The sequence below is a fragment of the Cupriavidus sp. 01L46 genome (genome assembly GCF_056399905.1).
This window is the reverse complement of sequence record NZ_JBFTSF010000185.1, coordinates 1-12,906: the sequence shown is the minus strand read 5'-3', so window position 1 is coordinate 12,906 and position 12,906 is coordinate 1. Positions and strand designations below refer to the sequence as shown.

The following is a 12,906-nucleotide window of genomic DNA, read 5'->3' as shown; positions in this document are numbered from 1 at the left end:
ACTTGCGGCGCGGCTTCACGCAATTGCTTGAGCAGCGGGTGGGCCAGAGCGGCCTCGTCCACCACGCCGTCGAAGCGCTTGACCAGGAAGCCGGCGGCGCGGCTGGCAATGTTGACGTACTTGCCGATCAGGTCGCTGTTCACGCGCGCAATGAAGTCATCGAGGTTCAGGTCGAGGTCTTCCATGCTGGCATTGAGCTTGGCGGCGAAGTAGTAGCGCAGCCATTCCGGGTTCATGCCGGTGTCGATATAGCTCTGCGCGGTGATGAAGGTGCCGCGCGACTTGCTCATCTTGGCGCCATMCACCGTCAGGAAGCCGTGCGCGAACACGTTGGTGGGCGTGCGGTAGCCCGAGAAGCGCAGCATGGCCGGCCAGAACAGCGTATGGAAATACAGGATGTCCTTGCCGATGAAATGGTATTGCTCGGCGCTGGAGTGCGGGCCTACCCAGGCGTCGAAATCGATGCCCTTCTTTTCGGCCAGGTTCTTGAAGCTGGCGTAGTAGCCGATCGGCGCATCCAGCCACACGTAGAAATACTTGCCGGGAGCGCCGGGAATCTCGAAGCCGAAGTAGGGCGCATCGCGCGAGATGTCCCAGTCCGACAGCGTGGAAGCCTCGCCTTCGGCGCCCAGCCATTCCTGCATCTTGTTGGCCGCTTCCGGCTGGGCCAGGTCGGCCACCCACTCGCGCAGGAAGGTTTCGCAGCGCGGGTCGGACAGCTTGAAGAAGTAATGCGCAGAGGACTTGCGCACCGGCGTGGCGCCCGACACCACCGAGTACGGGTTTTTCAGGTCGGTGGGCACGTAGGTGGTGCCGCAGACTTCGCATGAGTCGCCGTACTGGTCCTTGGCGCCGCACTTCGGGCATTCGCCCTTAATGAAGCGGTCCGGCAGGAACATGTTCTTGACCGGGTCGTAGAACTGCTCGACCTCGCGCTCGGCGATCAGGTCCTCGGCCTTCAGCGCCAGGTAGATCTTCTCGGAGAGCTGCTTGTTCTCATCCGAGTCGGTGCTGTAGTAGTTGTCGAACGACACCATGAAGCTGTCGAAGTCGCGCTTGTGCTCGGTCCACACGCGATCGATCAGCTGCTTGGGCGTTATGCCTTCCTTCTCGGCCCGCAGCATCACCGGGGTGCCGTGCGTGTCGTCCGCGCCGACGTAGTAGACCTCGTTCGCCATCATGCGCTGGAAGCGCACCCAGATGTCGGTCTGGATGTATTCCACCAGGTGGCCGATATGGATCTGGCCGTTGGCATAGGGCAGGGCAGAAGTAACGAGGATGCGACGTGCGGTCATGGAAAAATTGCCGGTCAGGAGGGGGTTGGACGGAAAGGCGGGGGGCGTCGCCACCAAAGTCGGGCGGGCACCGTGAGAGGGCTATTCTAACAAGCGGGGCGGGCAGCGCGTGCACTGCGCAGGGGCGTGGCGGGAAGAGAGTGCTTTGGCTGGCGTTTAGTGACTTAAGATGCACTAAACAGGCTGCGGACAAAAAAAGCGCCGGTCAGAGCCGGCGCAGCTTTCCACAACGGAAAAGGAGGAGAAATCAGGTACCGCCCGGGAGGTCAGCCACCCATCGCGAGCCAGCAACGGTGACAAGCGGTACCTATTTCTATGACCGCATCATCTCTGAATTGGTTTCAAATAAATTTCGACCCGGCGATTTTGCGCGCGCCCGGCCTCGGTGGCATTGTCCGCAACCGGCTGGGTCTGGCCCCGTCCTTCGGCTGCCAGGCGGGGCCGGGCGACGCCTCGGTCACCCAGGTAGGTCGCGACGCTCTGGGCGCGGCGCTGCGACAGCTGCATGTTGTAGTTCGGGTTGCCGGTGCTGTCGGTATGGCCTACCACGGTGGCGGAGACGTCCTGTTGCTGGGCAAGGGTCTGCGAGACCTGGTCGAGCACCGAGCGGAACGACGGCTTGATGGTGGCGCTGTCCGTATCGAAGGTCACCTGGCTTGGGATGTTCACCTTGAGCGAGCCGTCCGGCTGCTCGGTGATCTGCGTGCCCGTGCCCGCCGTGTCCTTGCTCAGCTTGCCGCGGATTGCGTTCCAGTTGTAACCMGTGGCCCCGCCCAGGGCCCCGCCGACCGCCGCGCCGACGAGCGTGCCGGTGGTATTGCCGCCGATCAGGTTGCCCAGGCCGGCGCCGACCGCTGCGCCCACGCCAGTGCCGACCGCGGTCTGGGTGCCTTGTTCTGTGGCGCAGCCCGCGGCAAGGGTGGCGACAATGGCAAGGCTGACGAGCTTGAGTTTCATGCTTTCTCCTTCAGGACGAAGCGTTTTGTTTTGGCTGATTTTGACGTGGTGCGCGCAACACCGCTAGAAATAACGCGGAAGACACCCGAATACAAGGGCCTGGACCGTATTCACCGGGCTCGCGTTCCTGGCGCACTACAATAAGGAGATGATGCCGGGTGCACAAGCCTGTTGCTGTGACAGTTGTAAGTGCGTGTAATTCCACGTGCGGATCACGGGCCTGCCACCCTCGCGTTACCCTCACGTTACCCTTGCGCCGCACTTCGCTCATACTTTGATACAGTACGCGCCTTCCCCCATATTCCCATATTCAGTAGCGGAGATTGTCTTGAGCCTCACCGTCGACCAGGTTACCGAAGTCCTGCGCACCGTGATCGACCCCAACACGGGCCGGGATCTGGTGTCCACCCGTTCAGCTCGCAATGTGCGGGTCGAAGGCGGCGATGTGTCGCTGGAAGTGGAGCTGGGTTATCCCGGCAAGAGCCAGCTGGAACCGATTCGCAAGCAAGTGGTGGATGCGCTGCGCCAGTTGCCTGGCGTGGCCAATGCCAACGTGGCCGTCAGCATGAAAATCGTGGCCCATGCGGTGCAGCGCGGCGTCAAGCTGCTGCCGGGCGTCAAGAACGTGATCGCCGTGGCGTCGGGCAAGGGCGGCGTGGGCAAGTCCACCACCGCCGTCAACCTGGCGCTGGCGCTGTCCGCCGAGGGTGCCCGCGTGGGCATGCTCGACGCCGACATCTACGGCCCGAGCCTGCCCATGATGCTGGGCATCGATGGCCGCCCCGAGTCGTCCGATGGCCAGACCATGGAGCCGCTCGAAGGCCATGGCCTGCAGGCCAACTCGATCGGCTTCCTGATCGAGCAGGACAACCCGATGGTGTGGCGCGGCCCGATGGTGACCTCGGCGCTAGAGCAGTTGCTGCGCCAGACCAACTGGCATGATCTCGATTACCTGATCGTCGACATGCCGCCGGGCACCGGCGACATCCAGCTGACGCTGTCGCAGAAAGTGCCGGTGACGGGTGCTGTCATCGTCACCACTCCCCAGGATATTGCCCTGCTGGACGCCAAGAAGGGCCTGAAGATGTTCGAGAAGGTGGGCATCCCCATCCTCGGCATCGTCGAGAACATGGCTGTCTACTGCTGCCCGAGCTGCGGCCACGTCGAGCATATCTTCGGCGAGGGCGGTGGCGAGAAGATGTGCGAGGACTACGGCGTGGACCTGCTGGGCAGCATGCCGCTTAACCGCTCGATCCGTGAGCAGGCCGACAGCGGCCGGCCCACCGTGGTGTCCGATCCTGACAGCCCGATCGCCGAGCTGTACCGCACCATGGCGCGCAAGGTGGCCATCAAGGTGGCCGACCGCGCCCGCGATATGACCAGCAAGTTCCCCAGCATCGTGGTGCAGAACACCTGATCCCCATGGACACGCCAGCCGACTCCGCTGCAGGCAACCCGGCCCCCGACGCCGTGCCCGCCGGCCGGCCCGGCGTGACCATGGCCGTGGTGATGCACCGCGTGCCGCTGGCCAGCCGCTGGCAGCCTTGGAAATGGGAACTCGGCGCCGTGCTGCCGGATCTTGGCGAATTCGGCGCCGTGCCCCACTGCCTGGCGCAGGACGAACACGGCGCGCGCTGGCTGTACCCGGGCTACGCCGTCACGCTGTTCCGCGACGAGGCCGAGGGCTATTACCTCAACCTCACTTCCACCGCGCCCTGCTGGTTCGTGCTGTGGCGCATGGCAGAGGAGGGCGGGCAGGCTGCCGTGCCGACCTCGCGCGACGGCGAGCCGCTGCCGGTGCCGGTGACGGTGACACTGTCCTACAACGAGGCCGGACGCTGGCTCGACGCCGGCGAAACCGTCGAGAACGTGCCGCTGGCCCCTGACCAGCAGGAGTGGCTGCAAGCCTACGTGGCCCAGTACTACCACCCCGAGCCCAAGAAACGCCGCCGCCCGGAATCATTCAAGGCGCCGGAGGACAGGGCGCGCTACTGATGCAGGCAGGCCKCGCATGAGCGATGCTTCCTTCCTGTCGCGCTGGTCCCGCCGCAAGGCCGCGGCGCGCGACGGCAAGCCGCTTGAGGCTGAGCCACCCCTGCCGGCGGAGTCGTCCGTGCCTCCCGGCAGGGAGGCGCCGGTAGCCCAGGCACTGCCAGACCCCGTTCCACCTACCCCAGCCGCTGAACCGCTCCCCACGCTAGCCGATGCCGCCTTGCTGCAGCCGGGCGACAGCATCGCCCGCTTCGTCGTGCGCGGCGTGGACGAAGACGTGAAGCGCGCCGCGCTCAAGACCTTGTTCGCCGATCCGCATTTCAACGTGATGGACGGCCTCGATACCTATATCGACGACTACAGCCAGCCCGATCCGATTCCGCTGGATGTGCTGCGGCGCATGCGCCAGTCCGAGACGCTGGGGCTGTTCGCGCCCACCGACGAGGAACTGGCGGCGGCTCGCGCACAGCAAGAAGGGCCCGATGTGCAAGACGCTGCCCTGGCGACGCCCGAGCCATCTGCTGCATTGCCACAACCAGCCGGCGAGGCTGGGGAGGCCGGCATTGCCACCGCCACCGCCACCGATGCCGCCACCGATGCCGATGCCGGCTTGCCTCCTGCCGCGTCCCCGGCCGACCATTCCGCCCCAGGCAAACACGCGTAGTCGCTGCCCTCGGCGCGGCCTACAATAGGCTTCCCCCCACATTCCGCCGGCGGCAAGACTCCCGACAAAGGGAGCGGCCAGGCCGGCCAGCCGCACTCTCCATGCCGACGCTGATCTGCAATTGCAACGACACGATGCCGCTTGATGGGGCGGCATTGTCGGGCAATGTTCCCGCGCCCGCGGGTGGCGTGAAGACGCCACTCAAGGTCCATCACCTGCTGTGCCGCCGCGAGATCGGAGACTTCACCGCCGCGCTCGCCGGCACCGACGATGTCATCGTGGCTTGCACGCAGGAGCGCGCGCTGTTTACCGAGGTAGCCGCCCGGCGCCAGGCCGAGGGCACCATGACGGCGCCCGTGCGCTTCGTCAATATCCGCGAGACCGGTGGCTGGTCGCAGGGGGCGCGGCGCGACCCGAAAACCGCCAACGCCAAGATCGCCGCCTTGCTGGCCGCCGCCGCGCTGCCGGACCCGGATCCGGTGCCCGTGGTGGACTACCGCTCCGGCGGCGCCGTGCTGGTGCTAGGCCCCGCCGACCGCGCGATCCCCTGGGCCGGTAAGCTGGCCGAAGCCGGCATGGATGTTTCGGTGCTGCTCAGCGCCGCCGCCACAGGGGCCATGGCCCCGGCCGGCCTGCCCGCCTCGCGGGCATTCCCCGTGCACAGCGGCAAGCTGGTCAAGCTCGGCGGATGGCTGGGCGCCTTCGAGGCCAGCTGGGAGACCGGCGCGGGACGCAGCAACCCGATCGACCTGGACCTGTGCACGCGCTGCAATGCATGCATCGACGCTTGCCCGGAAGACGCCATCGATTTCAGCTACCAGGTGGACCTGGACCGCTGCCGCTCGCACCGCGCCTGCGTGAAGGCCTGCGGCGCCGCCGCCGCGATCGACTTCGACCGCCCGGGCGCCACTGCCACGGAACGCTTTGACCTGGTGTTCGACCTGGCCGACACGCCGGCCTTTCTCATGCACGCGCCGCCGCAGGGCTACCTGTACGCCGGCGCGGATGCGCTGCGCCAGCATGCGCAGGCATTGGCACTGGTCCAGCTGGTGGGCGAGTTCGAGAAGCCGAAGTTCTTCCAGTACAAGGAGAAACTTTGCGCGCATGGCCGCAACCAGACCACGGGTTGCACGGCCTGTATCGACATCTGCTCCACCGAAGCGATCCGCTCGCAATGGCACGACGGGCGCGGCCGCATCGAGGTCACGCCGAACCTGTGCATGGGCTGCGGCGCGTGCACCACGGTGTGCCCGAGCGGCGCCATCAGCTATGCCTATCCCAAGCCGGATCACCTCGGCGAGCGGCTGCGCACCCTGATCTCGACCTACCGCGCTGCGGGCGGGCGCGACGCTGTGCTGATGCTGCATGGCGAGGAGCACGGCAATGCGCCCATCCTGGCGCTGGGCCGCGCCGCGCGCGCCGGACAGGCCCACGGCATGCCACCTAATGTGATTCCGGTGGGGTTGTTCCACCCGGCTGCGTGCGGGCTTGAGCTGTGGCTGGCGGCCATTTGCTGGGGCGCTGGCCGCGTCGCCGTGATGCTCACCGGTGACGAGGCTCCGCAATACCGTACGGCGCTGGCCGGGCAGGTAGCCGTGGGGCAGGCCATTCTGGCGGGCCTCGGCTATGACGGCGAACGCCTGTCGCTGGTGGACGGCCCGGATGCCGCCACGCTGGATGCGCAACTATCGGCCTTGGCCGCGCCGGGGGGCGACCGGCCAGCCGCGCCACCCGCCGTGTTCCACGCTGCGGCCGCCAAGCGCGAGACGCTGGATTTTGCGCTTGATCATCTCGTGCGCAATGCGCCGCGCCCGGCCGCCAGCGTTGCGCTGCCTGCCGGGGCGCCGCTGGGCGCGGTGGCGGTGGACACCGGGCGTTGCACGTTGTGCATGGCCTGCGTTGGCGCCTGTCCCTCGCAAGCCCTGCGCGATAATCCCGAGCAGCCAGTGCTGGGCTTCCTGGAGCGCAACTGCGTGCAGTGCGGCTTGTGCGAGAAGACCTGCCCGGAAGACGCCATCACCCTGGTGCCGCGCTTGCTCACCGGTGAGCAAGCGCGGCGCACCGTGACGTTGGCCGAGACCCAGCCCTTCCATTGCATTCGCTGCGCCAAGCCGTTTGGCACCGCCCAGATGGTGCATGCCATGCTGGCCCGGCTGGCGAGCCACCCGGCGTTTGCCGGCGAGGCCGCCGAGCGCCTGAAGATGTGCGGCGATTGCCGCGTCGTCGACATGCTGGAAAAGAACGGCGGCGAGGCCAGCGGCAACGCCTTGCAATAGCCAAGCAGGCMATCCTTGAGAATCATCACGACATGACAGATTTCCAGCCTATCCAGCTGATCCCTCCGGTCGCCCACGCGGCGCCCGACGCAGAAGACACCGCCCGGGCGGACCTTTACGGCCTGCTGGCCACGCTGCTGTATCGCGCGCCGGATGCCGCTCTGCTGCACCATATCGCCGCCAACCGCGCGCACGGCGAGGACGCCGCCACGCCGCTGGGCGACGCCTGGAATGATTTGTGCGACGCAGCATCGGTCACCACGGCCGAGGAAGCCGGCGACGAATACCAGGAATTGTTCGTCGGCGTGGGCAAGCCGGAAGTCCTGCTGTACGGCTCCTACTACCAGACCGGCTTCCTCAATGAGCGCCCGCTGGTGGCGCTGCGCGACGACCTGGCGCGCTATGGCCTGGTGCGCCAGGACAATGTCAGCGAGACCGAGGATCACATCGCCACATTGTGCGAGGTGATGCGTTTCCTGGTGGCGGGCGAGGATGCCGGCGTGGCAAACCTTGCCGAGCAGCAGCATTTTTTCTCGCGCCATCTGCAGTCATGGGTGGAAACCCTGTGCGACAGCGCGGCGGCGCATCCGCACGCGCGCTTCTATGCCCGCGTGGCCGCGCTGCTCAAGGCCTTCATGGCGGTCGAGGCGATCGCGCTGGAAATGCATTGATCGCACGCAAGTTCTTGATTGCCATCATGGAAATCCCGTGGATCCATGGTCTTTCGGCACATATCATTCTAAAATAGGCAATAGCGTTCATAACAGGATTGGTAATCGGTCTGGACAGGCCGAGGAGCCCCCCAAAATGAAAGACAAGCAGCCGAAGGCCGCGCGCCGCGCCTTCCTTGCCGGCACCGGGGTTGTTGCCGCTGCCGGCGCCGCCGCCGCGCTGACGTCGCGCGGCCCGGCCATGCCCGCCGTGCCCAGCCTGGCCGCGGCCATTCCCGATGCCACGCCGACCGACGGCGACGGCTACCGGGTCACAGAACATATTCGCAAGTACTACCGGACTACGCTGGTGTGAGTGGTCGCGCCCGGCGCACGCCTCGCTCTACCTCGTTTCCATCCTGGGGTGATACATGATCTTGACCCGCAAACGCGCGGCGCAGGGCAGCGCATCTTCGCAACTGGCTAGCGGCTCGGGCGAGCGCGCTGGCGGCCGGCTCTCCGAGCGTCTGGCTGCGGGGCTGGCGGGTGCCATGCCCACCATGGACCGGCGCAGCTTTCTCAAGCGCTCCGGCATCGGGGTGGGCGTGGGGCTGGCGGCTTCGCAGCTGACGCTGCTGCGCCGGGCCGATGCCGCGGATGCGTCAGGTGCCGCCGGCACTGGCGAAGGCCAKGGCAATATCGTTGTGCGCCGCACCGTATGCGGTCACTGTTCGGTGGGCTGCGCTGTCGACGCCGTGGTGCAGAACGGCGTGTGGGTGCGCCAGAACCCGGTCTTCGATTCGCCGATCAACATGGGCGCGCACTGCGCCAAGGGCGCCGCGCTGCGCGAGCACGGCCACGGCGAGTACCGGCTGAAGTACCCGATGAAGCTGGTGAACGGCAAATACCAGCGCGTCAGCTGGGATCAGGCGCTCGACGAGATCACCGCCAAGATGAAAGAGATCCGCCAGCAGACCGGGCCGGACTCGATGTTCTTCGTCGGCTCCTCCAAGCACAGCAACGAAGGGTCCTACCTGCTGCGCAAGTGGGTATCGTTCTTCGGCACCAACAACACCGATCACCAGGCACGCATCTGCCACTCCACCACGGTGGCCGGCGTGGCCAATACCTGGGGCTATGGTGCGATGACCAACTCGTACAACGATATGCAGAACGCCCGCGCGGCGCTGTATATCGGCTCCAACGCGGCCGAGGCGCACCCGGTGTCGATGCTGCACCTGCTGCACGCCAAGGAGAGCGGCTGCAAGGTGATCGTGGTCGATCCCCGCTACACCCGCACGGCCGCGAAGTCCGATTACTACGTACGGGTCCGCTCGGGCACCGATATCGCATTCCTGTTCGGCGTGCTGTACCACATCTTCAAGAACGGCTGGGAAGACCAGAAGTACATCAACGATCGCGTCTACGGCATGGACAAGGTCAAGGAGGAAGTCCTTGCCAAGTGGACGCCGGACAAGGTCGAGGAAGTCTGCGGCGTGCCCGAGGCGCAGGTCTACCAGGTGGCGGAGATCATGGCCAAGAACCGGCCCAGCACGCTGGTGTGGTGCATGGGCCAGACCCAGCACACCATCGGCAACGCCATCGTGCGCGCCTCCTGCATCGTGCAGCTGGCGCTGGGCAATATCGGCGTGTCGGGCGGCGGCGCCAACATCTTCCGCGGCCACGACAATGTGCAGGGCGCGACCGACGTGGGCCCCAACCCGGATTCCCTGCCAGGCTACTACGGCCTGGCCACTGGCGCGTGGAAACACTATGCCGCGGTGTGGGGCGTCGACTACGAATGGATCAAGAAGCAGTACGCCTCGCAGGCGATGATGGAGAAGTCCGGCACCACGGTGTCGCGCTGGATCGATATCGTTACCGAGAAGCCTGAGCTGATCGACCAGGACAACAACGTCCGCGGGGTGTTTTTCTGGGGCCACGCGCCCAACTCGCAGACGCGCGGGCTGGAGATGAAGAAGGCGCTCGACAAGCTCGACCTGCTGGTGGTGATCGACCCTTATCCGTCGGCCACCGCCGCGATGGCCAATATGCCGCCGGCGGAAGGCGACAAGGTCAACCCGAACCGAGCGGTCTACCTGCTGCCGGCCTGCACGCAGTTCGAGACCACCGGGTCCTGCACGGCCTCCAACCGCTCGCTGCAGTGGCGCGAGAAGGTGATCGAACCGTTGTTCGAGTCAATGCCGGACCACACCATCATGCAGGCCTTCGCCGACCGGCTCGGCTTTGGCAAGGAGCTGTCGAAGAACTTCAAGCTCAACGAGGTCAAGCGCGCGGGCCGGACCTGGATGGAGCCCGAAGTCGAATCCATCCTGCGCGAGATCAACGCCAGCAACTGGACCATCGGCTACACCGGGCAATCTCCCGAGCGGCTCAAGTCTCATATGCGCAATATGGAGAAGTTCGACGTGCGCACGCTGCGTTGCCTGGGCGGAAAGGATCCGCTGACCGGCTACGACCTGACCGGCGATTATTTCGGCCTGCCGTGGCCGTGCTATGGCACGCCGGAGCTCAAGCACCCCGGCTCGCCCAACCTGTATGACACCAGCCGCAACGTCATGGACGGCGGCGGCAACTTCCGCGCCAACTTCGGCGTGGAGCGCGACGGCGTCAGCCTGCTGGCCGAGGACGGCTCATACTCGAGGGGCGCGGACATCACCACCGGCTATCCGGAGTTCGACCACGTGCTGCTCAAGAAGCTGGGATGGTGGGATGAGCTGACGGACGCCGAGAAGCAGAAGGCCGAAGGCAAGAACTGGAAGACGGATTTGTCCGGTGGCATCCAGCGCGTGGTGCTGAAGAATCATGGCTGCCACCCMTTTGGCAACGCCAAGGCGCGGGCCATCGTGTGGAACTTCCCCGACCCGATCCCGCAGCACCGCGAGCCGCTGTATTCCACCCGGCCCGACATGGTCGCCAAGTACCCCACGCACGACGACAAGATGGCGTTCTGGCGGCTGCCCACGTTGTACAAGTCGCTGCAGCAGCGCAACGTGGAGAACAAGCTCTACGAGAAATTCCCGATCATCCTCACTTCCGGCCGCCTGGTCGAATACGAGGGCGGGGGCGAGGAAACCCGGTCCAACCCGTGGCTGGCTGAGTTGCAGCAGGAGAATTTCGTCGAGATCAACCCGCGCGCGGCGTCCGATCGCGGCATCCGCAACGGCGACTTCTGCTGGGTCAGCACGCCCACCGGCGCGCACATCAAGGTGCGCGCGCTGGTGACCGAGCGCGTCGGCGTGGATACCGCCTTCATCCCGTTCCACTTCTMTGGCTGGTGGCAGGGCAAGGACCTGAAGGACTACTACCCGGAGGGCGCGATGCCGATCGTGCGCGGCGAGGCCGTCAACACGGCCACCACCTACGGCTATGACTCGGTGACGATGATGCAGGAAACCAAAACCACGATCTGCCAGATCGCACGGTTCGCCTGATCGAGGGCAAACGCGAGAGCAAGGGCAAGGAACGACCATGGCACGCATGAAATTCATCTGTGACGCCGAGCGTTGCATCGAGTGCAACAGCTGCGTCACCGCCTGCAAGAACGAGCACGAGGTGCCGTGGGGCGTCAACCGGCGCCGCGTGGTGACCATCAACGACGGCATCGTCGGCGCCGAGAAATCGATCTCGGTTGCCTGCATGCACTGCTCGGACGCGCCTTGCATGGCGGTGTGCCCGGTCGACTGCTTCTACCGTACCGACGACGGTGTGGTGCTGCACGACAAGGACGTCTGCATTGGCTGCGGCTACTGCTCCTACGCCTGCCCGTTCGGTGCCCCCCAGTTCCCCAGCGCCGGGACCTTCGGCGTGCGCGGCAAGATGGACAAGTGCACGTTCTGCGCCGGCGGGCCGGAGAAAAACGGCAGCGACGAAGAATTCGAGAAGTACGGACGCAACCGGCTGGCCGAAGGCAAGCTGCCGCTGTGCGCGGAAATGTGCTCGACCAAGGCGCTGCTGGGTGGCGACGGCGACGTGATTGCCGACATACTGCGCAACCGCGTGATCAAGCGCGGCAAGGGCGGCGATGTGTTCGGCTGGGGCACGGCCTACGGCAACAAGGGCGCCGCGCAGGGTACCGCGGGCGCGGCGCCGCCCGCCGCGCCCCCCGCTTCAGGAGCGCAGCCATCATGACCCGCCTGTTGCTGATCCTGCTGGCCGCCGGCTGCACCGCGCTGGCCGCCTGCGGCGAGCGCGCGCAGACCGCCACGGCGGCGTACAAGAAATCCGACGCGCCGGCGTACGAGGGCGCGCGGGGCGACCCCTTCGTGGCCAAGGGCTGGACGCCGGGCGACAAGACCAGCTGGCAAAACCAGATCCGCGAGCGCAACCAGTACCAGAACGAATACAACCGCACGCCATGACAGCGGCGATGCGAAGCCCGGGGCGCACCCTGGCCGACCCGACGGAGGGCCTATGAAGCCGATGCACAATCCTGGCTGGTTCCGCTTCCTGGCGGGCGTAGCCTGCGCGCTGGCCTTGCTGGCCGTGCTCGCCATGCTGGCATCGCCAGGGGCCGCGCGGGCGCAGGCTCCCCAGGCCGCCTCCGCGCCACAGGCCGCCGGCGCACCCGCCGATGCCAACAACCCCGCCACGCATCCGGCCCAGCCCTTCGCGGGCATTGCCTCCGAGAATATCTTCAACGTGCCGCGCCGCGACCTCGCGGCCGAGGCGCAAGCCCAGCAGGCGCGTACCAAGGCGCAGCCTGGCAACAATGCGCCGGTCTGGCGCGAGGCGAATTCCGACCAGGCGCACTACAGCAGCCTGCCAGCCAAGGAAGCCGGGGTGCTGATCCAGCGCACCGGGCAGAAGTGGCGCCTGTTCCGCAACGGGGTGATCACCGTCTGGGGCGGCTGGCTGATCGTGGTCGTGCCCGCCGCGATCCTGGCCTTTTTCTTCTGGCGCGGCACGATCCCGCTCAAGACGCCGCGTACCGGCCGCATGATCCAGCGCTTCACGCCGCTGGAGCGCATGGTGCACTGGACCATGGCGATTTCATTCGTCACGCTGGCGGTCTCGGGCATCGTGATGCTGTTCGGCAAGCATTTCCTGCT

At 66.2% G+C, this 12,906-nt stretch carries 11 protein-coding genes and 1 pseudogene; 10 read left to right on the top strand and 2 right to left on the bottom strand.

What is annotated here, in order from left to right:
- On the bottom strand, positions 1 to 1,295 hold a 1,295-nt coding region (gene metG, locus AC1DS3_RS26045; RefSeq protein ID WP_477128249.1), incomplete at its 3' end, for a methionine--tRNA ligase.
- A gap of 324 nt (positions 1,296 to 1,619) precedes the next feature.
- A complete protein-coding gene (locus tag AC1DS3_RS26040) occupies positions 1,620 to 2,252 on the bottom strand; it encodes a YiaD family glycine zipper/OmpA-like lipoprotein (protein ID WP_441633293.1) in 633 nt (210 codons plus the stop codon).
- 328 nt (positions 2,253 to 2,580) lie between these two features.
- On the opposite strand from AC1DS3_RS26040, the gene apbC reads away from it, so the two are divergent.
- The 10 genes and pseudogenes from apbC to AC1DS3_RS25990 form a co-directional block, all read left to right on the top strand.
- Positions 2,581 to 3,669, top strand: a complete 1,089-nt coding sequence (apbC, locus tag AC1DS3_RS26035) for an iron-sulfur cluster carrier protein ApbC (RefSeq protein WP_441633295.1) — start codon at positions 2,581 to 2,583, stop codon at positions 3,667 to 3,669.
- 5 nt (positions 3,670 to 3,674) lie between these two features.
- On the top strand, positions 3,675 to 4,247 hold the full coding sequence (locus tag AC1DS3_RS26030; RefSeq protein WP_441633297.1) for a DUF3305 domain-containing protein: 573 nt from the start codon (positions 3,675 to 3,677) through the stop codon (positions 4,245 to 4,247).
- A 16-nt stretch (positions 4,248 to 4,263) separates the two neighbouring features.
- Complete coding sequence (locus AC1DS3_RS26025) at positions 4,264 to 4,908, top strand: DUF3306 domain-containing protein (protein WP_441633299.1); 645 nt, start codon at positions 4,264 to 4,266, stop codon at positions 4,906 to 4,908.
- Between the two features lie 101 nt (positions 4,909 to 5,009).
- The gene (locus AC1DS3_RS26020; protein WP_477128248.1) at positions 5,010 to 7,184 is read left to right on the top strand and encodes a 4Fe-4S binding protein; all 2,175 of its coding nucleotides are present in this window, start codon (positions 5,010 to 5,012) and stop codon (positions 7,182 to 7,184) included.
- 32 nt (positions 7,185 to 7,216) lie between these two features.
- Positions 7,217 to 7,855: a TorD/DmsD family molecular chaperone gene (locus tag AC1DS3_RS26015; protein ID WP_477128247.1), complete on the top strand. Its 639-nt coding sequence runs from the start codon at positions 7,217 to 7,219 to the stop codon at positions 7,853 to 7,855.
- 136 nt (positions 7,856 to 7,991) lie between these two features.
- Complete coding sequence (locus AC1DS3_RS26010) at positions 7,992 to 8,210, top strand: formate dehydrogenase (RefSeq protein ID WP_441633305.1); 219 nt, start codon at positions 7,992 to 7,994, stop codon at positions 8,208 to 8,210.
- 55 nt (positions 8,211 to 8,265) lie between these two features.
- On the top strand, positions 8,266 to 11,289 hold the full coding sequence (locus AC1DS3_RS26005; RefSeq protein ID WP_477128246.1) for a molybdopterin-dependent oxidoreductase: 3,024 nt from the start codon (positions 8,266 to 8,268) through the stop codon (positions 11,287 to 11,289).
- Positions 11,290 to 11,326: 37 nt separating this feature from the next.
- Complete coding sequence (fdh3B, locus tag AC1DS3_RS26000; RefSeq protein WP_477128245.1) at positions 11,327 to 11,986, top strand: formate dehydrogenase FDH3 subunit beta; 660 nt, start codon at positions 11,327 to 11,329, stop codon at positions 11,984 to 11,986.
- On the top strand, positions 11,983 to 12,216 hold the full coding sequence (locus tag AC1DS3_RS25995; protein WP_441633311.1) for a hypothetical protein: 234 nt from the start codon (positions 11,983 to 11,985) through the stop codon (positions 12,214 to 12,216). Before fdh3B ends, AC1DS3_RS25995 begins: the two co-directional genes overlap by 4 nt.
- A 52-nt stretch (positions 12,217 to 12,268) precedes the next feature.
- Positions 12,269 to 12,906: pseudogene (locus tag AC1DS3_RS25990) on the top strand (formate dehydrogenase subunit gamma); the annotation flags it as partial.